This is a genomic window from Streptomyces sp. RLA012 (assembly GCF_056270325.1).
Window position 1 is genome coordinate 8,895,073 of the sequence record NZ_JBWDPA010000002.1, and the last position, 23,916, is coordinate 8,918,988.

Consider the following 23,916-nt stretch of genomic DNA (forward strand, 5'->3'; position numbering starts at 1 on the left):
AGCGGCGGAGGGAGCCCGCGTACTCGTATGCGCATGCCGTGTAATCCGTCACCCGCGGCGCTCTACTCGTACTCCGTGCCGCCCTTGCGCGTCAGATACGCCGGGCTGACCGCCTTGGCGATGGCCCGGCCGCCGGTCACGGGGCTGTACCGCTCGGTGGCGGGCCGGATCACCACGCCCTCGCGCAGATGCAGCGCGCGCCCGGAGACGGTCTCCCGGCCGGAGGCGGTCTCCAGGACGCGACCGATGTCGTACGGGCCCTCGTACAGCCGTGGTACCAGCGGCAGTTCGCCGTTCAGCAGCGCCGCCGCGTCCAGCCAGCGGACCTCGCCGTCGATCTCCGCGGACACGTCGAACACGGCATAGCCGAGGGTCTCCCGGCGGCCGTCGGCACCGTACGACAGGTCCTGTACGCCCGCCCCGTACACCTCCCCGAAGATGCCGACCCGGCGTGCGCCGAGCCGCTCGGCGAGCCGGGCCGCCGCTGCCGCGACGCCGTGGCCGTGGACGGCGCGCCAGTACAGATTGCGCGGATCCTCGGTGAGGGCGAGGAACTTGGCGCCGAAGCCCTTGGAGGAGACGCGCACACGCGCCCCGTCCGCCGCATACGTCAGCAGGCAGGCCGAGCCGTGCAGCTTCTCCGTCAGCACGACGGGCTCGCCCGGCGCGAAGATGTCCGGGTAGCGCTGGATGTTCTCGATGTCCACCCAGGGCAGCAGATCGGACGCGGACTCGACCGCGCCGCTCATGGTGGGCGGGATCGGCGGCACCCATTTGACGATGCCGAGCGCCTCGGCGAAGTCGGTGCCGTCCGCCGCGGCCCGCGCCAGGTCGATGTGCGCCAGCGCCTTCGGGCGGCACACGATTCCCTGCGACAGCTCACCGCGCAGACGTACGGCCCTGACCCGGTCCGAGGCGCTGCCCGCGAGGCGCCCGGTCAGGCCCAGCTCCTCGATGAGCCCGGTGGGGAGCACGGACTGCTCCGGGATGTAGACGGCACTCTCGCCGGTGCGATAGGCGCCCTTGGCGACGACGGCCCGGTACAGGCCCACCTGGGCCAGTTCGAGCGCGTCGGCGTTCGGATGCTCATGGATCGTCAGCACTTCGGCGGTGACGCGCAGCGTCGACATCGGGACTCCTCGGGTTCCACGGGGTACCTCAGCTGGGATTCATCACCCCCAACTGTCCCGAGGGGAAAGGAGTGGAGCGAGCGGATTTGCGGCTGGTAGCGTCGAACGTTCGGGCAAGCCCGGTGGCAGGGCGTCCCGCCCTAGGGCGAGCGCCGGGCCGCGTGGTACTGGACCAACCCCTCCGCCACCAGCCGGCCGTTGGACTCCGCCCGCGTCCCGTCCGGCAGGACCAATGTGTCCTCAAGGCCGATCCGGGTCGCGAGCCCCAACCGCCCCGCGAGTCTCAGGACCGGCCAGGTGCCGCCCTCCTCGCCGTGCAGCAGGACGGGGCGTCCGTGGGCGGTGCCGAGCGCGGTGAGGAGCGCGTGGGCCGACCTCTCGGCCGTCTTTGGGGAGGTGTCCGTCACCTCGGCCAGTACGCGCAGTACGCGCGGACCCAGCGGTGACCTCGCGAACCGGGCGGCGCCGTCCGTGCCGGACCAGATGCCCGCCTCCACGCCGATCCCGCGGTCGAGGAGTGCCCCGGCGAGCTCCTCGGCGCCCGGCTCGTGCCAGTTGACCGAGGCGTGGTCGGGCAGCACGGTCCAGGAACGGACCCGCCGCACGCGGGCGGCGGGATCGGGTTCGGCCCACACGCCGGTGGTCACGCCGACCGGGACGTCCACCCGTGTCCGTATCGCCTCCAGGGTCGCCGTGACCACCCTCGGCGACAAGGTGTCCCGGCCGCAGGGGGTCTTGGGGTGGACATGGACATCCGACGCCCCGGACGCGACGGCCTCGACCACGGACCGGGCCATGTCCCCGGGAGACATCGGCACTCCGACACCGTCACCGGCTCCCCGGGCTCCGTTCACACACACCTGCACCATGCCTCCGAGGGTGCGCCCCAAAGGGAGCGCGGGGAACTGCGCGCCCGGCCACGAACCACCCGCGGCCGACGACTCACCCGCAGTTCCCGTACCCGGCCGCGGCCGCTCGACCCCGGCCGCCGCTCAACCCGGCCGCCGCCGCTCAATCCGGCCGAGCGCTCACACCGAGACCAGCAGTCGCCCGCGCCTGGCCTCCGCCAGTGCCTCGGGCGTGAGGACGGGCCGCGGGACGACAATTCCGCAGCTCGTGCAGACGGGGCCCGTCGAGGGTTCGTGGGCCAGGTCGTACTTCCATGTGAGGCGCTCACCGGCGCAGACCGGGCAGACCGCCCCCGGCTCGCGCTCCAGCGCGGCGATCAGCCGGCGCAGCACCTCGGCCAGTGATGCGTGCGGGTGGATCCGCGGATCGTCGCACCAGGCGACGCCGAAACCGCCCCAGGTCAGCCGGTGCCAGTCGTCCACACTGCCCGGCCGGCGCAGCCCGTCGTGCTTCTCCTTCTTGCGACGCTCGGCGAACTCGACCTCGTAGGCGAGCCAGACGGAGCGGGCCTCCTCCAGCTCGTCCAGTGCGGCCACGAGCCGCGCAGGATCGGGGGAGCGGTCCTCGGGATCGAATCCGGCCCGGGAGCACAGATGGTCCCAGGTCGCCCGATGCCCGTAAGGGGCGAACCTTTCAAGGCACTTGCGCAGTGAATAGCGCCGCAGTGCCAGATCACTCCTCGGATCTCGCACCTGTCTCGCCAGACTCCGGAACCCGGCCATCGCCCTGCACCTCCGTCACACCTGCACCTGTACTTCGGTCACTTCGGCGTCGTCGTCGTAAGGACGTCGCCGAGTAGACGTATCGACACGCGATTCGGCTCCATCCAATTTCCGATGAGCGCCATCAGTCACCGTTCGAACCCCCTCCGGACTACCTCCCCTCCCTGTCGGTCACCTGTCGAAACGGCTGTGGATGGGCCGGGGTGTCACGGCTCCGCACCGGCCGGTGATCCCCGAACAACCCCGTGATCCTTGAAAAGTTGACGCATGTTCATCTTCAAACTCGGGGATACCGGCGGTAACGTCCGGCCCCACCCCCGTCGGTAGGAGCAGCCCATGCCTCGGCGCACCCCACGCACCACACCCGACAGACTGAGAACTCCCCGCAGATTCACCAAGTTCCTGGGGGCGGCATCCATCTGCGCCCTCATAGCCGCTCTGCTGTCCCCGCTGACCCACCCATCTGCGCCCTCATAGCCGGCTGCTGTCCGCCAACGACGGCGGCAGCCAGTGTTCCGACATCCTCCCGCCCGGCCAGAACGGCAACGCCACCCTCGCCGAGATCCTCCTCAACCAGGCCTTCGGCATCCAGCCCAGCCACGCCGAGGACCAGCTCGGCCCGTACAACAACCTGGCCTCGGGCTACTCCACGCTCACCGACGCCAAGATCAACGACTTCTTCAACGACGCGTCCTTCGGAGTCGCCTCCGACCAGGTCGCCTCGACCACGAAGCCCGGCGGCCGGACCGACGTGACGATCGTCCGCGACAAGAAGACCGGTGTGCCGCACATCACCGGCACCACCCGCTACGGCACCGAGTACGGCGCCGGGTACGCCGCCGCCCAGGACCGGCTGTGGCTGATGGACGTCTTCCGGCACGTCGGCCGCGGTCAGCTGACCCCCTTCGCCGGCGGCGCCGCCTCCAACCAGGGCCTTGAGCAGGAGTTCTGGCGCACCGCGCCCTACAGCGAGGCCGATCTGCAGACCCAGATCGACAACGCCATCGCGAACAACGGGGCCCGCGGCCAGCAGGCCCTCGCCGACGCCAACGCCTACCTCGACGGCATCAACTCCTACATCGACGCCTCCGACAGCGGCCGCTACTTCCCCGGTGAGTACGTCCTGACCGGCTGGAAGGACTCCATCACCAACGCCGGCACCATCCAGCACTTCAAGATCACCGACCTGGTGGCGCTGGCCTCCGTCATCGGCGCGCTGTTCGGCTCGGGAGGCGGCGGCGAGGTCAACAACGCCATCTCGCTGCTGGCCGCCCAGTCCAAGTACGGCGTCACCGAGGGCACCAAGGTCTGGGAGTCCTTCCGCGAGCGCAACGACCCCGAGGCCACGCTCACCGTCCACAACGGCGAGAGCTTCCCGTACGCCACGAAGCCCGACACCGCCCAGGGCGAGGCGCTGCCCGACACCGGCTCGGTGACCCAGGAGCCACTGGTCTACGACCGCACCGGCAGCGCGGCCACCGCCACGGCAACCAGCGCCTCCACCACGGCGGCCGCGACCAGCCTCACCTCGGCCAAGCGCGGTATGTCCAACGCCCTCGTGGTGAGCGGCAAATACACCGCCAGCGGCCACCCGATCGCCGTCTTCGGACCGCAGACCGGCTACTTCGCGCCACAGTTGCTGCTGCTCCAGGAGATCCAGGGCCCGGGCATCAGCGCCCGCGGCGCCTCCTTCGCGGGCTTGAGCATGTACGTCGAACTCGGCCGCGGCCAGGACTACTCCTGGAGCGCGACGACCTCCGGCCAGGACATCATCGACACGTACGCCGTCGAGCTGTGCCAGGACGACTACCACTACCTCTACCACGGCACCTGCACGGCCATGGACAAGATCGAGCAGACCAACTCCTGGAAGCCGACCACGGCCGACGGCACCGCGGCCGGCTCGTACCGCATGCAGGTCTACCGGACCAAGTACGGCCCCGTGGAGTACCGCGCGACGGTCGGCGGCAAGAAGGTCGCGTACACCACCCTGCGCTCCTCCTACATGCACGAGGCCGACTCGATCATCGGCTTCCAGATGCTGAACGACCCGGACTACGTGAAGAGCCCGCAGACGTTCCAGAGCGCGGTGCAGCACATCAACTACACCTTCAACTGGTTCTACGCCGACTCCTCGCACACCGCGTACTACAACAGCGGCGACAACCCGGTGCGGGCGAGCGGTGTCGACGCCGAGTTCCCGGTCTGGGCGCAGGCCGCGTACGAGTGGCAGAACTGGAACCCGACCACCAACACCGCCTCGTACACGCCGGCGTCCGCCCACCCCAACTCCATCGACCAGGACTACTACATCTCCTGGAACAACAAACAGGCCAAGGACTACACCACGGCCCCCTGGGGTGACGGCTCCGTGCACCGCGGCACCCTCCTGGAGGACCGGGTGAAGAAGCTGGTCGCCGCGGGCGGGGTGACCAGAACGGCGCTGGTGAAGGCCATGGCCGACGCGGCGCTCGCCGATCTCCGGGCCGAGGACGTGCTGCCGAAGCTGCTGAAGGTCGTCAACAGCTCCACGGTGACCGACACCACGGCCGCGGCGGCCGTGACCAAGCTGTCCGACTGGGTGACGGCCGGCGCCAAGCGCAAGGAGACCTCGGCCGGTTCGAAGGCCTATGCCAACGCCGACGCGATCCGCATCCTGGACGCCTGGTGGCCGCTGCTGGTGAAGGCCGAGTTCCAGCCGGGCCTCGGCACCGACCTGTACACCGCCATGACCAACAACCTCCCGATCGACGAGTCGCCGTCGGCCGCGCACGGCCCGACCGGCGCGCACGCCGGAAGTTCCTTCCAGTACGGCTGGTGGAGCTATGTCGACAAGGACATCAGGGCGGTGCTCGGTGAGTCGGTGCAGGGCGGACTGGCGCAGAAGTACTGCGGCGCCGGCAGCCTCAGCGCCTGCCGGGACACCCTGATCAGCACCCTCAAGACGGCGGCCGGCCTGACCGCCGCCCAGGTCTACCCCGGCGACGACCAGTGCTCGGCGGGCGACCAGTGGTGCGCCGACTCGATCGTCCACCGGGCGCTGGGCGGCATCAAGCACGGCAAGATGACCTGGCAGAACCGGCCGACCTATCAGCAGGTGGTGGAGTACACGTCGCACCGGTGACCCCGGAGCACGCCGGCCACTTCCCTGCGGCGGCGGGTCATTGCACGCGACCCGCCGCCAGCACCACCTGGGCCAGTTCCCGGTGGCAGATGTCGCTGTGGGCTCCCGACGGGGGCCCACCGCGTTTCACCACCGCGCACGCGTCGACGTTCACGCACCCCGACACCGGCAGCTTCGCGCGCAGCGCGTCGGCGAGCGTGAGCGTCTTCGTGCCCGGCACCGCCTGCACCCCGTCATGGCCCATCGCGCCCCACCTGGCACCCAGGAGGTGCCCGGGGTTCAGGTCGACGCCCAGGACCGACCGGTCGTCGCCCGCCATCTTCGAGGCCAGCGGATAGACGGTGCCGAGCGCCGAGTCGAAGTGGGAGTAGCAGCACACCAAGGGGCCGTCGATGCGGCTCTGCAGGCCGCGCAGGGCGCCGCTCGCCCGTGCGTCGTCGGGCAGCCGGGCCGCGAACGCGTAGTGCGAGAAGGCGCCCTGGAGCAGCGTCACGGACTTCACCGTGCCCACTCCCTCGGGCAGTCCGCGCAGGGCGAAGGAGACCAGCCGGGCGCCGAAGCTGTGTCCGACCAGATGCACCCGCACGCCGGGCGCGGCGCTCGCCAGCTGTCCGATCGCGGGCCCGAGTCCGCGCTCGCCGACCGTCCCCGCGCGCCGTTTCATGGCGTAGTACGTGGCCTGGCGCAGCAGCTCGCGTGCCCCGTCCCACAGCCGCGGCAGCGCGAACGAGGCCTCGCCGGGAGCATGCGTCCCGGCCAGTGCCTGGGCGAACTCGCCGCAGACCGTGGCCGTGTCCCCGAAGAGCGTCTGCGGGGCGCCCTCGGGCGATCCCGCCGTGAGCGTGTCCGCCGCGAACGCGGCCTGCGGGCTCTGCGGCGCCACCTCGACCAGCAGCTGTACGAGACGGCCGAACTCCTCCAGTGAAGGGCCCTCGTCGGGCCGCTGGTCCAGCAGGCGGGCGATCTGCTCGACCACCGTCGCACGGCCCGGGAACACCTCCAGGAGCGCCTGCCGGGTGTTCTTGTCGAGGGCCGGCCCCGCGGCCCCGGAGAGGTCGGTGGAGACCTCGGCGGCCACCGACGGCGGGAGGTCGGGGATCGGCTCGTCCGAGAACCGCATCGAGGGCCACACCACGCCCACGTACCCCAGGCGCGCCTGCGGCGCGAGGCCCGGCACGGGTGCGAAGAACTGGCTGTAGAGCCGGGTCGCGCCGGACCGGTCGTTGTTCCAGCCGTGCGCGAAGACGATCAGGTCGCGCACCTTGCGCCGGACGACCTCCGCGAGCAGCCGGTCTCTCTCCCGGCCGTCCACGTCCCCGTCCGCGTCGAAGGTCAGTTCCCAGTAAGGAGAAACACTGACTGTCGGATCCGCCATGGCAAAAGCCCCCTCGTCCCCCGAAGGCGGTGCGATGTGGACGCATCGTCCTACCGGGGCCGAGGGTTGGCCATACATCACGACTCATCCGTAGAGGAGATGTTCCTTCCGCATCAGCCGGAAGGCCCGCAGCTCGTCCTGCCAGGCCGCCACGACCTCGTCGGCCGTCGCGCCCGCGTCGATCATCGTGCGCACACGCGTGGAACCGGTCAGCTTGTCGATCCAGAGGTCGGAGCGCCAAGTGAAGCCGCTCCAGACCTTCTTGGCGGTCACCAGGAGCGCGATGCCGGTGCGGACGGGGTCGTACGCGGCCCGGTCGTGCACATGGATCTGTACGCCGCCGATCGTCTTTCCCTGGAACTTGGAGAAGGTCGGGGCGAAGTACGCCTCCCGGAAGCGCACGCCGGGGAGGCCGAGCCGGTTCGCTTCGAGCGCCCATCGTCCGTCGACGCCCTCCGCGCCGAGCAGTTCGAAGGGATGGGTCGTGCCCCGCCCCTCCGACAGGTTCGTCCCCTCGAAGAGACAGGTCCCGGAGTACACGAGGGCGGTGTCGGCCGTCGGCATGTTCGGGCTCGGCGGCACCCAGGGCAGCCCGGAGGCGTCGTAGAAGTCCGACCGTTGCCAGCCCGACATCAGTACGGTGTCCAGTTCCACCGGGGCCGCCAGGAACTCCTTGTTGAACAGCCGCGCCAGCTCCGCCACCGTCATCCCGTGCGCCTGCGCGATCGGCTGCCGTCCGACGAAGGTCGCGAACTCCTTGTGCAGCACGGGCCCCAGGGCCGTCCGCCCGGTCACCGGGTTCGGGCGGTCGAGCACCACGAAGCGCCTGCCCGCCAGCTGGGCCGCCTCCATGCAGTCGTACAGCGTCCAGATGTACGTGTAGAAGCGCGCGCCCACGTCCTGGATGTCGAAGACGACGGTGTCCACGCCGGAGGCGGTGAAGATGTCGGCGAGCGGCCGACCGCTCTTCAGGTACGTGTCGTAGACGGGCAGTCCCGTCGCCGGGTCGTCGTAGCGGCCCTCGGAGCCGCCCGCCTGCGCGGTGCCGCGGAAGCCGTGTTCCGGACCGAAGACGGCCGCCAGGTCGACGTGGGGGTCGGCATGCATGACGTCCACGATGTGACGTACTCCCCCACTCTCGGCTTCGCTCGAGCGGGCGGGGCCCCCACTGGTGACGCCCGTGGGGTTGGTGACGATGCCCAGCCGTCGGCCGCGGAGGGCGGCGTAGCCGGTCGCCTGGAGCTGCTCGAAGCCGGTGCGGAGGGGGGTGCCGTGGGTTTCCGCGGCGGGGGCGGTGAGGGTTGCCGTGAGGCCGGCTGCGGCGGTGGTGGTGATCAAGGCTCTTCGGGATACGCGCATGGGGGACCTCCGTGATCGCGGAAGGCGGGCATGGGCACGGTAAGGCTCCCGCCGACCGTTCGGAAGCTGCGGGCGTTTCGTGGCTTGTCGCGCAGTTCCCCGCGCCCCTGAAGGGGCGCTCCTGCGGGCCGGCGGGTTTCGAAGGGCCTTCCCCTGTTACATACCGACCGGTTAGTCTGGTCCGCAGCTGAGCCGTGTTGTGTCGCGTCGTGTCGAAGGAGACCGAGGGTGGAAGCCGTGCAGGATGCGGGAGTGGTCGTCACCGGAGCGGGGGGCGGGATCGGGGCCGCGCTGGCCCGCCGCTTCGTCGCCGAGGGGGCCAGGGTCGTCGTCAACGACCTGGACGCCGCCAGGACGAAGGCCGTGGCCGAGGAGATCGGAGCGATCGCGGTTCCCGGCGACGCGTCCACGATCGTGGCCGAGGCCCAGGATGCCCTCGGGGGCACCATCGACGTCTACTGCGCCAACGCGGGCCTCGGCTCCGGCGGCAGCGAGTCGGCCGGGGAGAAGGTCTGGGAGCTCGCCTGGGACGTCAACGTGATGGCGCATGTGCGGGCGGCCCAGGAGCTGCTTCCGGCCTGGCTGGAGCGCGGCAGCGGCCGGTTCGTGTCCACCGTCTCCGCCGCCGGACTGCTCACCATGATCGGCGCCGCGCCCTACAGCGTCACCAAGCACGGCGCGTACGCCTTCGCCGAGTGGCTGTCGCTGACATACCGCCACCGCGGCCTGAAGGTGCACGCGATCTGTCCGCAGGGCGTGCGCACCGACATGCTCGACGCCACCGGCAGCGCGGGCGACCTGGTCCTCCAGCCGACCGCCATCGAACCGGAGGCCGTCGCGGACGCGCTGTTCGCGGGGATCGCGGAGGACCGCTTCCTGATCCTGCCGCACCCGGAGGTCGCCGAGTACTACCGGGCGCGGGCCACGGAGCCGGACCGCTGGCTGACGAACATGAACCACATCCAGCAGAAGTGGGAGGCGACCCGGTGACCGCCTACGCCGACCGGCCCTGGGTGGCCCTCCTCGACGACGCCCAGAGCGGCCCCGTCAGCCCCGCCGACTCCCTGGTCCACGCCCTGCGCGCAGCCGCGGCGGACACCCCGGAGCGCGCCGCGCTCGCCTACTTCGACGGGCGGCTGAGCTACCGCGAGGTGGACGAGCTGAGCGACTCCGTCGCCGGGCACCTCGCCGCCCGCGGTCTGGAGCGCGGCGACCGGGTCGCGATCCTGCTGCAGAACTCCCCGCACTTCGTGCTCGCGCTGCTCGGCGCCTGGAAGGCGGGCGCCATCGTCGTGCCGGTCAACCCGATGTACAAGTCGGGCGAGGTCCGTCACGTCCTGCACGACGCGGACGTACGCGCCCTGGTGTGCTCCGACCGCGCGTGGGAGTCGTACCTGCGCGAGACGGCGGCCGACTCGGCCGTGAGCGTCGTCCTCACCGCGAGTGAGTTGGATTTCCAGACTCGCGGGGACGCGCGCGTGCTGACCTTCGAGCGGCTGCCGCAGGCCGCGGACGCGGCCGATCTGGTGGCGGTCGCCAAGGAGGGCCACAAGGCCCCCGAAGGGCGCGACGCCGTGCCCTCCGACATCGCGCTGATCAGCTACACCTCCGGGACGAGCGGCGCCCCCAAGGGGGCCACCAACACGCACGGCAACATCATGTACAACGCCGAGCGGCAGCGGACGGGCCTCGGGCTGCCCGAGGCCCCGGTCTACTTCGCGATGGCGCCCCTGTTCCACATCACCGGAATGGTCTGCCAGCTCGCCGCCTGCCTCAACAGCGCGGGCACGCTCGTCCTCGCCTACCGCTTCGAGGCGGGGGTCGTCCTCGACGCGTTCGCCGAGCACCGGCCCCTGTACACGGTGGGCCCGTCGACCGCCTTCATGGCCCTGGCCGCGCACCCGGCGGCGACGCCGGACCACTTCTCCTCCTTCGTGAACATCTCCTCCGGCGGGGCCCCGCTGCCGCCCGCCCTGGTGGAGAAGTTCCGGGCCGGCTTCGGGCCCTACATCCGCAACGGCTACGGGCTCACCGAGTGCACCGCCCCCTGCGCCTCCGTGCCGCCGCGCCTGGAGGCTCCCGTCGACCCGGTCTCGGGCACGCTGGCCGTCGGAGTGCCGGGCCCCGACACCGTCGTACGCATCGTCGACGACCAGGGCAAGGAGGTGCCCTTCGGCGAACAGGGCGAGATCCTCGTACGCGGGCCGCAGGTCGTGCCCGGCTACTGGCGCCGCCCCGACGCCACCGCCGAGACCTTCCCCGACGGTGAGCTGCGCACCGGCGACATCGGGTTCATGGACCCCGAGGGCTGGCTCTACGTCGTCGACCGCAAGAAGGACATGATCAACGCGTCCGGCTTCAAGGTGTGGCCCCGCGAGGTCGAGGACGTGCTCTACACCCACCCCGCGGTCCGTGAGGCGGCCGTCGTCGGCATCCCCGACGGCTACCGCGGCGAGACCGTGAAGGCGTACATCAGCCTGCGGCCGGGCGCCGACGAGGACCCGGACGCGCTCGCCGCGTACTGCAAGGAGAGACTGGCCGCCTACAAATATCCGCGGCACGTGGAGATCCTGCCGGACCTGCCGAAGACGGCGACTGGCAAGATCCTCCGTCGGGAACTGCGTTCCCGGTCCCAGGACTCTCAGTGACAGACTCCCGGTAACAGCGGACAACTCTTCGGAAGGCAGGTGGCGGCAGTGCCCAGGACGACGGACGGAGACGGCACGCCCGTCCCGCAGCGGCTCTTGGCCGCCGCCACCCGGCTCTTCGCCGAGCAGGGCTACGACCGCACCTCCGTGCAGGAGATCGTCGAGGCGGCGGGCGTCACCAAGGGCGCGCTGTACCACTACTTCGGCTCCAAGGACGACCTCCTGCACGAGGTGTACGCCCGTGTGCTGCGCCTGCAGCAGGAGCGCCTCGACGCCTTCGCGGACGCCGAGGCGCCCGTCGAGGAGCGGCTGCGGGGTGCCGCCGCCGATGTCGTCGTCACCACGATCGACAACCTGGACGACGCGGCGATCTTCTTCCGTTCCATGCACCACCTCAGTCCCGAGAAGGACAAGCAGGTGCGCGCCGAGCGCCGCCGCTACCACGAGCGCTTCCGGGCACTCGTGGAAGAGGGCCAGAAGAAGGGCGTCTTCTCCACCGCCACCCCGGCCGACCTGGTCGTCGACTACCACTTCGGCTCCGTGCACCACCTGTCGACCTGGTACCGCCCGGACGGCCCGCTCACCCCGCAGCAGGTCGCCGACCACCTCGCGGACCTGCTGCTGCGCGCGCTGCGTCCCTGACGGCCGACGGATACGGCCGACGGGTACACCCGACGGGCAAGGGGCCGTCGGCTCCCCGGAGTTCATCATTCCGATGGATATCGTTCACCGTTGGGCCACTACCCGCCCGTAACTTTTCCCCGCTGTGATTTGATCATGTCAAAGCGGGGGGAGCGTCATCGGATGTTCTGTGGTGCCAGAAAACACCCGAGAGCCGGCCGGAGGGTCGCACTCGGTCTAGGAGTCGCCCTGATGGCGGGGCTGCTGCAGGTGGGAGCGCTCCCTGCGGCGGCGGTCGCCGGCCCGCAGTCCGCAACGGCGGCTGCGAAGGCCTCGTCGTCCGAGGAGGGCGGCGGCACGAGTGGCGCCACGGGCGACACCGTCACCTCCGCGGCCTCCGAGGAGGAGGCGATCGCGGCGGCGAAACGATCGGGCAAGAGCGTCGAAGTGGCCTCGCTGCGTGGCGAGAGCAGCGATGTGTACGCCACCCCCGAGGGCGACCTGGAGGCGCGGGAGTACCTGCGCGCCGTACGGACCCGGATCAACGGCACATGGCAGCCGATCGACACCGCGCTGGCCAAGGCCGACGGCGGCATGGTCGCGCCCAAGGCCGCCACCGTCGGGCTGGAGTTCTCCGCAGGCGGTGCGGACCGGCCGCTGGTGCGCCTGGAGCGGGCCGGCCGGACGCTCGAACTGACCTGGCCCGGTGACGTGCCCGCGCCGCGGCTGGACGGCGACACGGCCCTCTACGCCGACATCCTGCCCGGCGTGGACCTGCGCCTGGCGGCACGGCCCGACGGCTTCACACAGCTCCTCGTGGTCAAGTCGGCCGAGGCCGCGCAGAGCAAGGAACTCGCCGAGCTGCGGTTGAAGCTGAACGCCGAGGGGATGGCGGTCGACGAGACCGCGAGCGGCGGCCTCCAGGCCGTCGACAAGGGAGCGGGCGGCGTCGTCTTCGAGGCGCCGACCCCGGTGATGTGGGACTCCAGCACGGGCGCCGAGAACGCGCAGACCGCCAAGACCGCCGACCCCGCGGCGGCGCGGACGACCGGAGCGCGGACGGCGTCGTCCGTCACGACGGCCCTCGCCGACGGCCCCGCCCGGACGGTGACCGCCGCCACGGACGAGCCCACCGCGGCGGCCGACGACGAGCCGACCGCCGCCGAATCCGGCCGGGTCGAGCAGGTCGGCGTCGACGTCGCCGACGGCGGGGAAGGCGGGGACGCACTCGTCCTCACCCCGGACAAGGAGCTGCTGACCGGCTCCGACACCGTCTACCCCGTCTACATCGACCCGCAGTGGTACACGCCCAAGGCCACCGCCTGGACCATGGTGTCCCGGTACTGGGCGGGCTCCCCGCAGTGGAAGTTCAACGACGAGTCCGACGCGGGCCTCGGCTACTGCGGCTGGGACTACTGCGCCCCGTACGACGTGAAGCGGCTCTTCTACCAGATCCCGACCACGAAGTTCGCGGGACGGACGATCCTGTCCGCGGAGTTCGTCGTCAGGGAGACCCACGCGGCCTCCTGCGAGAAGCGCGAGGTCCAGCTCTGGCGGACGAAGGGCATCTCGTCCTCCACCACCTGGAACAGCCAGAACAACTCCGACTTCTGGATCGACCGCCTCAGGACGGTCAGCTTCGCCTACGGCGCCGACGGCTGCGCCGCCGCCGACGCGGAGTTCGACGTGAAGGACGCCGTCGCCAACGCCGCGGCCAAGAAGTGGTCGACCATCACCCTCGGGATGCGGGCCACCGACGAGGACGACCGCTACACCTGGAAGCGGTTCTCGGACGACGCCTACCTGCGGGTGCGGTACAACCGCGCGCCGAGCAAGATCACCCTCTCCCAGCTCACCATGAGCCCGGGCGGCCCGTGCGTGGCCGCCGACAAGATGGTGCGCATCCGCTCCGCGGCGACGATCCGCGCCAACGACGTCAAGGACCCCGACGGGGACGCGGTCTCCGTGCAGTTCCAGGCGTCCTGGGACGCGGGTGACGGCGCCGGCTGGAAGGCCCACTGGACCTCCGCCAGGACCACCAGCAAGAAGAGCGGCTCGGACTTCTCGCTGCCGCTGCCCAGCAGCATCCCCAAGAACAAGCACGTCGAATGGCACGTCCGCTCCTACGACAGCGCCCAGTGGTCCGCCTGGAGCTACACCGGCTCCCACGGCTGCCACTTCATGTACGACACCAGCGTGCCCGTCGGGCCGGTGATCAACTCCGCCCAGTACGGCGCGTCCGACCCCGAGGACCCGAACGACCCCTGGTGGGACGGCGTCGGGCGGTACGGCACCTTCTCCGTCGACACCACCTCCACCGACGTGACCAAGTACTGGTTCGGCGTCAACACGGCGCCCAGCAGCGCCAACACCCTGACCACCACCGGCGGCGGCGTCAAGACGATCACGTTCATGCCGACCAAGCCGGGCGTCAACTTCATCACCGCGCAGGCCTTCGACGCGGCCGGCAACGGCTCCGAACCCACCACGTACACCTTCCGGGTACGCTCCGGCCAACCCGAGCGGCTGGCCTGGCAGATGGACGAGAACGCGGGGGCGAGCGCCGCGACCGGAGCGGGCGGCGACTGGCCGGCCGATCTCCACGGTGCCACCCCCGGCGCGGCGGGAACCTCCGGATCCGCCCTGTCGTTCGACGGCACGGACGACTACGCAGCCACCGACTCCCCGGTGCTCAACACCGGCAAGAGCTTCTCGGTGTCGCTGTGGGCCAAGCTGCCCGGCACCGACCCGGGCCACCCGAGCGTCGCGCTGTCCCAGCCCGGCCAGAACCACAGCGGCTTCGAGTTCTACTACTCCTCGGCGCTGGGCGGCTGGGTGTTCCTGCGGCACACCGACGACGCCTCCTCCGGGGGAGCGGCCGCGCGGGCGGTCCAGCCCGCCTGCGCCGCCGGTGACACCGCGTGCACCACGGCCCGGCTCGGCGGGTGGACCAACCTGGTCGGGGTCTACGACAACCCCAACGACCAGATCAAGCTGTACGTGGGCGGCAAGCTCGTCGGCACCGCCCCGTTCACCACTCCCTGGGACGCCCGGGGCGGCACCATCCTGGGCGCGGCCAACCACTACGGCACGCTCGCCGACTACTTCCCCGGCTCCCTCGACGAGGTCCAGCTCTTCGACTACCAGCTCACGGACGCGCAGGTGACCAAGCTCGCGGCCAAGCAGCCGGTCGACACCGGCCGGCCCGCCAAGCTGGTCTGGCCGCTGGACGAGACCGCCGGCGCCACCGCCGTGACCGGCCGCGGTCAGCTCACCGACGCCGTGCTCAAGGGCGGGGCCAAGGCCGGAACCACCGGCGTGAACGGACGTGCCCTGTCGTTCGACGGCGTGGACGACTACGCCACCACCGGCCGCCCGGTCCTGGACACCTACCAGAGCTTCGCGGTCTCGGCGTGGGTGCGGCTGCCCAAGGACAAGGAAGCCAAGGCCATGGTCGCCGTGTCCCAACTCGGCTCCGTCCGGCGGAGCTTCGAGATCTACCACTCCTCGGCGCTGGGCGGCTGGGTCTTCGACCGGCCCGAGGGCGACACCGCGGACTCGGTCCTGGTGCGCGCCACGCAGACCGCCTGCGCCGCCAACGTCAACTGCGCGGCCGGCCGGTTCGGCGAGTGGAACCAGGTGGTGGGCGTCTACGACGCCGACGCCGGCAAGCTCCTCCTCTACGTCAACGGCGTCCTTGAGGCCAGTACGGCCTTCACCGCCCGCTGGTCCTCCGGGGGACCGGTCTCCATCGGCAGCGGGCTCACCGCGGCCGGCGCGGTGAGCAGCCCGCTCAAGGGCGACACGGACGACGTACGCCTGTACGACCGGGCCATCTCCGGCGACGAGGTGAAGCAGCTGTTCAAGCAGCGTCCGCTGGTCGGCGCCCGCTGGAAGTTCGCGACGGCCACCGGAAGCCCGCAGGTCACCCCGGACGACTCCGCGACCGGCGCGGGCATGACCCTCTACAACGGCGCCGCGACCGGCTCCGGCTGGGTGGACGGCGGTCTGACGCTGGACGGCGTGGACGACTACGCGGCCACCGCGACCGGCGTCCCGACGGTCGACACCAGTTCCAGCTTCACGGTCAGCGCCTTCGTCCAGGCCGCTGCCCAGCCCACCGGGAACGTCACCCTGCTCAGCGCGCCCGGCGCCACCAAGAGCGCGTTCGCGGTCCGGTACGTGCCCGGCTCCACGGACACCGACCCGGGACGCTGGCGCATCGAGACCGCCGACACCGACAGCGCGGCCGCCACCGCCACCCAGGTGGAGAACGGACAGTTCTTCAGCGTCCAGGAGTGGACCCACCTGGCGGTCGTCTACGACGGATTCGCCCGCGACCTGCGGCTCTATGTCAACGGCGAACTGCAGGACGTGGCCTGCGCCGACGCGGACGAGGACGGTGAACCGGACGTGGCGGGCTGCACGGACATCGATTCGTCCGGCGAGAACGTCGTGACGTTCAAGACCGCGCAGAACCTCCAGCTCGGACGCACCAGGACCGGCACCAGCACCTGGGGCGAGTACTTCCCGGGCGCCGTGTCGGACCTGTGGACCTTCCAGGGAGCGCTGACCGACGCGCAGATCAGCCACCTCGCCGTCGGTATGCCGGGCGTGGTGACCGCCGTGCCCAGCGACGACTGATTCCCGTCCATCCACCGTCCCCGCGACGCCCGAACCCTCCCGAGGGATCGGGCGTCGCGGGGACGCGTTCGCTCTTCACACCCCGCGGTGCCGCCGTGCCCGCGGCACCCGTTGCAGCGCCCAGGGGACTACGAGGGATGACCATGAGACCCGAAGTACGCAGACTTCTGCGCCCGTTCCGCTCACCACGACGAAAGATCGCCCTGGTCACGGCCTCGGTGATGACCGCGACCCTGCTCCAGGGGGCCGCCGCCCCGGCGCTCGCCGAGGGCTGGCACTGGCCGGCGCTGCCCGCCGCCGAGAAGTCACTCGCCGGAGGCCCCGCGGGCAAGGCCGTTCCGCGCAAGGTGATGAAGACCCCCCGCACCCCGCAGGAACCGCCGGCCACCGCCTGGCCGAAGCCCGGTGCGGCGACGGTGAACCTGTCGACAGCCGGGACCGGGACCGCGACGGCGAAGTCCGTGCCCCGGGTCAAGGGACTGCCCCTGACGCTGGACGCGCGGGTCAAGGGCGCCAAGGACGCGGCCACCGGCACGGTCGGCGCGCGCGTCCTGGACCGCGCGTTCGCCAAGAAGGCCGGTCTGAACGGGCCCGTCTTCACGCTGCGCGCCGGGAGCCCGAAGGACGCCGGTCAGGTCCGTGCCGGGCTGGACTACTCGTCCTTCGCCGGTGCGTACGGCGGCGGTTACGCCGACCGGCTGCGGCTGGTCGAACTGCCCGCCTGTGTGCTGAGCACCCCGCAGAAGGCGCAGTGCCGCACCGCCGAGCCGGTCGAGACGGTCAACGACCCCGAGACCCGGACCCTGACCGCGAACGCGGTCACCCTCAGCGCGTCCTCGGCCACCGTGCTCGCGGCGGTCGCCGACTCCGGCAGCGGTCTGGGCGACTACAAGGCCACCTCCCTGTCCGCCTCCGCCAACTGGAGCACCGACCTCAACAGCGGCTCCTTCGCCTGGTCGTACCCCATGGCGGTGCCCCAGGTCCCGGGCGGGCTCACCCCGAACCTCTCGCTGTCGTACTCCTCCGGCGGCGTCGACGGCCGTACCGGCAACACCAACAACCAGTCCTCCTGGGTCGGCGACGGCTTCGACCTGTCGCCGGGGTACATCGAGCGCCGCTACAAGGGCTGTTCCGACGACGACGTCAAGAACGCCGACGGCAACGAGCCCGGTGACCTGTGCTGGGGCTACGACAACGCCGTACTGCAACTGAACGGCTCCGGCGGCGAGTTGGTGCCGAACGGCACCAACTCCTGGAAGCTGAAGAACGACGACGGAACCAAGGTCGACCGGATCTACGGCACCACCGGCGACGTCCGCTCCAACGGCGCCCGCAACGACGAGTACTGGCGCGTCACCACGCCCGACGGAACGCAGTACTACTTCGGCTACAACCGGCTGCCCGGCTGGGCGAGCGGCAACGAGACCACCGACTCCACCTGGACCACCCCCGTCTACGGTGACGACACCGACGAACCCTGCCACGCCGCCGCCTTCGCGGACTCCTGGTGCCAGCAGGGCTGGCGGTGGAACCTGGACTACGTCGTGGACACCCACGGCAACGCCGTCGCCTACTACTACGACAAGGAGACCAACTCCTACGGCCGCAACCTCAAGGCGGCCGACGACACCCCCTACGTCCGCGGCGGCACCCTGGACCGGATCGAGTACGGCCTGAAGTCCTCCGCCGTGTACTCGTCGAAGGCACTCGCCAAGGTCGACTTCACCAGCTCCGAGCGCTGCATCCCCGACAGCACCACCACCTGCTCCTCCATCGCCGGCGACTCGTTCCACTGGTACGACACCCCGTGGGACCTGAACTGCGAGGCGGGCACCGACTGTGACGACGGCCGGTACTCCCCGACGTTCTTCACCCGCAAGCGGCTGACCGGCGTCAGCACCGAGGTCCTGGTCTCCGGCGCCTACAGCCAGGTCGACGACTGGAAGCTCACCCACCGCTGGGGCCAGGCCGACATCGACTACCAGCTGCTGCTCGACTCCATCCAGCGCACCGGACACGACGGCACAGCCTCGATCACCCTGCCGAAGGTCACCTTCGCCTACGCCCAGCTCGCCAACCGGCTGGACAAGACCGGCGACGGCTGGGCCCCCTTCATCAAGGCCAGGCTCTCCGGTGTCGCCGACGAGTCCGGCGGCCAGATCGACGTCGGCTACTCGGCCCCGGCGTGCGACGCGGACGCGCTGCCCACCCCGGAGACCAACACCACCCGCTGCTTCCCCCAGTACATCGGCGGCAGCTCCACCGTCGACCCCGAGCGGCAGTGGTTCAACAAGTACGTGGTGAACACGGTCACCTCCACGGACCGCACCGGCGGCGCCCCCGACCAGGTCACCATGTACGACTACCTGGACGGCGCGGCCTGGCACTACGACGACGCCGACGGAATGACCAAGGAGAAGTTCAAGACCTGGTCCGACTGGCGCGGCTACGGCCACGTACGGGTCCGCACGGGCGGCCAGGGCGGCGCCCCGGCCATGAAGTCGCAGACCGACACCTACTTCCTGCGCGGCATGGACGGTGACCGCAAGACCACCAGCGGCGGGACCAAGGACGTCAGCGTCACCCTGGGCTCCGGGGAGGGCGACCCGATCACGGACCACTCCTCGGCGGCCGGGTTCGCCTACAGGACCGTCAACTACTCCGGACCCGGCGGCAAGGTGCTCTCCAAGACGGTGAGCCGGCCCTGGCACAAGGAGACCGCGAAGAAGGTCCGTGACTGGGGCACCGTCACCGCCGACTTCAGCGGCACCGAGAACGGCAGGACCTGGACCTCCCTGGACGACGGGGCGGGCGCCGCCTGGCGGACCACCTCCACCTCCGACACCTTCGACCCCGCGACCGGCCTGGTCACCCAGACCGATGACGCCGGCGACACCAGCACCACCGCCGACGACCAGTGCACCCGCACCACCTACGTCGCCGGCAGCGCCGTCCTCAACACCCCGGTGCGCGTCGAGACGGTGGCCAAGGCGTGCGCCGCCGCCACCAGCCGCCCGGCCGACGTCGTCTCCGACGTCCGCACGGCCTACGACGGCGGCGCCTACGACGCGGCGGCCACCAAGGGCGACGCCACCCGGGTCGCCAAGCTCAAGAAGTACAACGGCAGCACCGCGGTCTACATCGAGTCCGGCTCGGCCTACGACACGTACGGGCGAATCCTCACCTCCACCGACCTGACCGCCGACGTCACCGTCACCTCGGCCGGAACGCTCACACGGACCGCCCGCAGCGACGGGCGCACCACCGCCACGGCGTACAACCCGACCACGGGCTTCCCCACCGGCTCCACGGTCACCGCACCTCCCGTCACGCCGGGCGACGCCACGACCTCGACGACCACCACGGAGACCTTCGACCCACTGCGCGGCCTGCCGCTGACCCAGACCGACACCAACGGCAAGGCCACCACGTACGCGTACGACGCGCTGGGGCGCAACAGCAAGGTGTGGCTCCCGGACCGGACCACCAGCCAGACCCCGAGCTACGAGTTCACGTACACCATCACCGACGGCAAACCGGTCGCGGTCGGCACGAAGACCATCGGCAACAGCGGCGCCCAGGACACCTCGTACGTGCTGTACGACGGCTTCCTGCGGCCGCGCCAGACCCAGGCGCCGGGGCCGGGCGGCGGCACCCTCCTCACGGACACGTTCTACGACGAACGCGGCCTGACCACCAAGGAGTTCGCCCCCTACTACACCGACACCACCGCGCCCTCCACGACGCTGTTCAAGCTGGACGACGCGCTGAGCGTGGAGACCCAGAACTGGTACACCTACGACGGCCAGGGTCGCCAGACGGAGCTTCGGCAGGTCGCAGGCAACGGTGACGGCGGAGCGGTCCTCGGTGTCACGAAGACCCTCTACGGCGGCGACCGCACCACGGTCATCCCGCCGGTGGGCGGCACCGCGACCACCACCCTCAACGACTCGCGGGGCAACACCACCGAGATCCGCGAGCTCCACGCGCGCGCCGCCGAGGCCGCCTACGACACCACCTCGTACGGCTACTCGCCGCGCGGTGACCTGACCAGGGTCACCGACCCGGCCGGCAATGCCTGGACCTGGACGTTCGACCTGCTCGGCCGGCTCACCGACAGCACCGACCCCGACAGGGGGGCCACCCACAACGAGTACGACGACCGCGATCTGCCCATCACCACCAAGGACGCCCGCGGTACCGTCCTCGCCCACGTCTACGACGGCCAGGGCCGCCAGACCGAACTGCGCGACACCTCCTCGACCGGCGCCCTGCGCGCCAAGTGGGTCTACGACACGATCAGCGGCGCCAAGGGTCACCTCGCGTCCAGCTCGCGCTATGTCGGCACCCAGGAGTACAAGACGAGCGTCGTCGCCTACGACCGGCTGTACCGGCCGCTGCGCACCTCGGTGACGATCCCGTCGATCGAGGGCGCGCTGCAGGGCACCTATCTGTCGGCGACCACGTACAACGCCTCGGGCACGGTGCAGGGCGTCGGCTACCCCAAGGCGGGTTCCCTGGCGGCCAACACCTCGGCCTACACCTATGAGGACGGCACGCTGCGGCCCATCAAGGTCAGCGGCCCGCTGAACCTGACCGGCTCGACGTCCTACAGCCCCACGGGCAAGCCGCTGCAGTACTCCTTCGCCGCGAACAGCGGCAAGGCGACGATCGAGACCAACACCTACCAGTGGGGCACCCAGCGGCTGGCCACCTCACGGGTGGAGCGCCAGGACATCGCGGGCGTCGACCAGTACAACACCTACAAGTACGACGAGGCGGGCAACGTCCTGTCCGTCTCGGACACCTCCCGCTCCGGCACCGACAACCAGTGCTTCGACTACGACTACCTGGGTCGCCTGACCGAGGCGTGGGCGCAGTCCACCACGGCCTGCGCGACCACCCCCGGCACGGGCGTGCTGGGCGGTCCGGCCCCGTACTGGGACTCGTACAGCTACGACGTCGTCGGCAACCGGCTCAGCGAGACCGACCACAGCGTCACGGGCGGGTCGGACACGCAGCGCGACTACCACTACCCGAAGCCGGGCTCCCACAAGCTGGCCTCGGTGGACACCACCACCGGGACGGTCAAGTCCACGGACAGCTTCACCTACGACGACATCGGCGACACCCACACCCGACTGCTCGGCAGCGGCACCTCCCAGACCCTGGACTGGGACGCCGAGGGCCATCTCGCCAAGGTCACCCAGCCGGTGGAGGGCGGCAGCGCCAAGGTCACCGAGTACCTGTACGACGCCGACGGCAGCCGTCTGATCGGCCGCACCCCGACCGAGACCACCCTCTACCTCGGCACCACCGAGATCACGCTGGCGAAGGACGCCACGACGGCCAAGGGCACCCGTTACTTCGACCTCGGCGGCGGCCACCAGGCCGTCCAGAAGGACGACGGCACGATCTCCTTCACCCTGGCCGACCACCACGGCACCGCCCAGCTGTCCGTCGACGCCACCACGCAGGCCCTCAGCCAGCGCCGCACCGAGCCCTTCGGCGAGCTGCGCGGCACCGAGCCCACGAGCTGGCCCGGCACCAAGGGCTTCGTCGGCGGTACCGCGGACACCGCGACGGGCCTCACCCACCTGGGGGCCCGCGAGTACGACCAGGCCACGGGACGCTTCCTGTCGGTCGACCCGGTCTTCACGGCCACCGACCCGCAGCAGATGCACGGCTACACCTACGCCAACAACAACCCGCTGACCTACTCCGACCCGGCCGGCACGGAGATCGGCTCCAAGCCCAACTCCTGCCAGTACGACGTCAAGTACTGCAGCAAGCACGAGCAGCAGGAAGTCGGCTACGACGCGAAGACCGGCACGTCCGACTACCACCGCGGCAACATCTACAAGCGCTCCCAGGCGGCGAAGAGGGCTTGGACAGCCCAGAACACCCCCGTCACGAACGACGTCGACAAGCTGCAGAACTACTGGGCCAGCATGATGGACGGGGAGTTCACGGACGACTTCTGGGACAACCCCGTCTACGAGTCCTCGACGAAGGGGTCTGCCTGCTTCGGGCGTGAGGGATGCCGTCAGGCCTACCTCTACGTGCTGGACAAGGGCGACGACGCCGATGCCGCGACGGCCAAGGAGATCGCGGCCACCTACTGCATCTACAACGCCGAGCAGTGTGCGGACGAGGCCAAGGAGGTGGCGCGGGGCAAGGTCATCGAGGGCATCATCAATGAGGCCCTGCTGGCGTACATCGGCGGAGCCGCGGGTGCGGAGCGTCCACGCCCCTGCAACAGCTTCGTCCCCGGCACCGAAGTCCTCATGGCCGACGGCACGACCAAGCCCATCGAGGAGATCAGGACCGGCGACAAGGTCCTGGCCACCGACCCGAAGACCGGCCGCACCGAGGCCAGGACGGTCACCGCGGAGATCACGGGCAACGGCCTGAAGCACCTGGTCAGGATCACCCTGTCCGTGGACGACGCGAAGAACGCGAAGAACGCGAAGAACGCGAAGGACGGCAAGCGGACCGTCTCGGTGACTGCCACCGACGGCCACCCGTTCTGGGTCCCGGAACTCGCCAGGTGGATCGACGCCACCGACCTCGCCGCGGGCGAATGGCTGAGCACCTCCACGGGCACCGAGGTCCGGATCACCGCGGTCCACCGCTGGACCGAACTGGCCACGGTCCACAACGTCACGGTCGCCGATGTCCATACGTACTATGTGCTGGCAGGAAACACTCCAGTCCTCGTACACAATTCCTCCTGCGATCCTCCTCTGCGGCCTTTGCATTCCAACGAGACGTTGGAAAGGAGTAATAAGGCCTCGATTGACCATTGGAGCAAGAAGTCGACCGACGATATTGTCGCTTCGCTGAGGCCGGGTCAGCATGAGGCTTTGATCGTGGGGGAAGATGGTTTGGTCATGAACGGCAATACAAGAGTCTATGTACTGCGATCCAGAGGGTATGACGTGGACTCGTTGCCCCGTGAGTCCTACGGTAGTAGTAGCCCGAAGACCGAGGAGGAATGGTGGGATCTGGGGGGATGAGCGTTCGTCAACACGTTCTCTCGGCTCTGGCATCGGACTCCAAGGAGACGTTTCTGCTGGCCTTGGGGCATCGACTGGCAATCTCTGCACGAGAGTGCTTCACGCTGGAAGCTCGCGAGGGGATGCGGCAGGCCGAGGCATGCAACGAGATGATGATTGTCATCTGGGTGCAGGTGTTGGCAATGAAAGACGAAGGGACGAGCGGCTATCCGGATCCCGAACTGCTTTCGATTCTCGTGGGGAAGGCTGACGCCGGCGAAGCGCGGCGACACCTCCGTAATGCGATCGAGGGTGCTTTGCGCTCGATAGCGGGGGATGGGGCTTCTTCCTGACAAGTTCGTGTGACAGCCCGGAACCCCCACCAA

General features: G+C 70.2%; 12 protein-coding genes. 7 read left to right on the forward strand and 5 right to left on the reverse strand.

All coding sequences use genetic code 11. The annotated features are described in order from the left end of the window. Positions 1 to 62: 62 nt before the first annotated feature. From RV986_RS40720 to RV986_RS40730, 3 genes are all read right to left on the reverse strand, one after another. Complete coding sequence (locus RV986_RS40720) at positions 63 to 1,130, reverse strand: RNA ligase (ATP) (protein ID WP_475922191.1); 1,068 nt, start codon at positions 1,128 to 1,130, stop codon at positions 63 to 65. A 140-nt stretch (positions 1,131 to 1,270) separates the two neighbouring features. Next, entirely contained in the window at positions 1,271 to 1,999 is a 729-nt protein-coding gene (locus RV986_RS40725) for a 3-keto-5-aminohexanoate cleavage protein (protein ID WP_475922192.1), read from the reverse strand. 159 nt (positions 2,000 to 2,158) lie between these two features. Then, positions 2,159 to 2,761 carry a hypothetical protein gene (locus tag RV986_RS40730; RefSeq protein WP_475922193.1) on the reverse strand — a complete coding sequence of 201 codons (603 nt, stop codon included), beginning with the start codon at positions 2,759 to 2,761 and terminating at the stop codon, positions 2,159 to 2,161. Positions 2,762 to 3,224: 463 nt separating this feature from the next. Between RV986_RS40730 and RV986_RS40735 the strand changes: the two genes are divergently transcribed. Beyond that, the gene (locus tag RV986_RS40735) at positions 3,225 to 5,885 is read left to right on the forward strand and encodes a penicillin acylase family protein (protein WP_475924615.1); all 2,661 of its coding nucleotides are present in this window, start codon (positions 3,225 to 3,227) and stop codon (positions 5,883 to 5,885) included. 37 nt (positions 5,886 to 5,922) lie between these two features. Here RV986_RS40735 and RV986_RS40740 read toward each other — a convergent pair whose 3' ends face one another. After that, positions 5,923 to 7,260 (reverse strand): serine-threonine protein kinase, encoded by a 1,338-nt coding sequence (locus tag RV986_RS40740; protein ID WP_475922194.1) that lies wholly within the window; start codon positions 7,258 to 7,260, stop codon positions 5,923 to 5,925. Positions 7,261 to 7,344: 84 nt separating this feature from the next. Next, on the reverse strand, positions 7,345 to 8,619 hold the full coding sequence (locus RV986_RS40745) for an exo-beta-N-acetylmuramidase NamZ family protein (protein WP_475922195.1): 1,275 nt from the start codon (positions 8,617 to 8,619) through the stop codon (positions 7,345 to 7,347). A 228-nt stretch (positions 8,620 to 8,847) separates the two neighbouring features. On the opposite strand from RV986_RS40745, the gene RV986_RS40750 reads away from it, so the two are divergent. From RV986_RS40750 to RV986_RS40775, 6 genes are all read left to right on the forward strand, one after another. Beyond that, positions 8,848 to 9,609: an SDR family oxidoreductase gene (locus tag RV986_RS40750; RefSeq protein WP_475922196.1), complete on the forward strand. Its 762-nt coding sequence runs from the start codon at positions 8,848 to 8,850 to the stop codon at positions 9,607 to 9,609. After that, entirely contained in the window at positions 9,606 to 11,267 is a 1,662-nt protein-coding gene (locus tag RV986_RS40755; protein ID WP_475922197.1) for a class I adenylate-forming enzyme family protein, read from the forward strand. The genes RV986_RS40750 and RV986_RS40755 overlap by 4 nt, the downstream gene beginning before the upstream one ends. A gap of 48 nt (positions 11,268 to 11,315) precedes the next feature. After that, positions 11,316 to 11,909 carry a TetR/AcrR family transcriptional regulator gene (locus RV986_RS40760; RefSeq protein ID WP_475922198.1) on the forward strand — a complete coding sequence of 198 codons (594 nt, stop codon included), beginning with the start codon at positions 11,316 to 11,318 and terminating at the stop codon, positions 11,907 to 11,909. A gap of 231 nt (positions 11,910 to 12,140) precedes the next feature. Continuing rightward, a complete protein-coding gene (locus tag RV986_RS40765) occupies positions 12,141 to 16,532 on the forward strand; it encodes a LamG domain-containing protein (RefSeq protein ID WP_475922199.1) in 4,392 nt (1,463 codons plus the stop codon). Between the two features lie 143 nt (positions 16,533 to 16,675). Continuing rightward, positions 16,676 to 23,551, forward strand: coding sequence for a polymorphic toxin-type HINT domain-containing protein (locus tag RV986_RS40770; protein ID WP_475922200.1), 6,876 nt, complete (start codon positions 16,676 to 16,678; stop codon positions 23,549 to 23,551). Further along, positions 23,548 to 23,883, forward strand: a complete 336-nt coding sequence (locus tag RV986_RS40775) for a hypothetical protein (RefSeq protein WP_475922201.1) — start codon at positions 23,548 to 23,550, stop codon at positions 23,881 to 23,883. The genes RV986_RS40770 and RV986_RS40775 overlap by 4 nt, the downstream gene beginning before the upstream one ends. Positions 23,884 to 23,916 lie beyond the last annotated feature (33 nt).

Coding starts and splice junctions, on each gene's coding strand:
- RV986_RS40725 (WP_475922192.1), bottom strand. CDS start 1,999: ATGGTGCAGGTGTGTGTGAACGGAGCCCGGGGAGCCGGTGACGGTGTC.
- RV986_RS40770 (WP_475922200.1), top strand. CDS start 16,676: ATGAGACCCGAAGTACGCAGACTTCTGCGCCCGTTCCGCTCACCACGA.
- RV986_RS40745 (WP_475922195.1), bottom strand. CDS start 8,619: ATGCGCGTATCCCGAAGAGCCTTGATCACCACCACCGCCGCAGCCGGC.
- RV986_RS40765 (WP_475922199.1), top strand. CDS start 12,141: ATGGCGGGGCTGCTGCAGGTGGGAGCGCTCCCTGCGGCGGCGGTCGCC.
- RV986_RS40720 (WP_475922191.1), bottom strand. CDS start 1,130: ATGTCGACGCTGCGCGTCACCGCCGAAGTGCTGACGATCCATGAGCAT.
- RV986_RS40775 (WP_475922201.1), top strand. CDS start 23,548: ATGAGCGTTCGTCAACACGTTCTCTCGGCTCTGGCATCGGACTCCAAG.
- RV986_RS40730 (WP_475922193.1), bottom strand. CDS start 2,761: ATGGCCGGGTTCCGGAGTCTGGCGAGACAGGTGCGAGATCCGAGGAGT.
- RV986_RS40740 (WP_475922194.1), bottom strand. CDS start 7,260: ATGGCGGATCCGACAGTCAGTGTTTCTCCTTACTGGGAACTGACCTTC.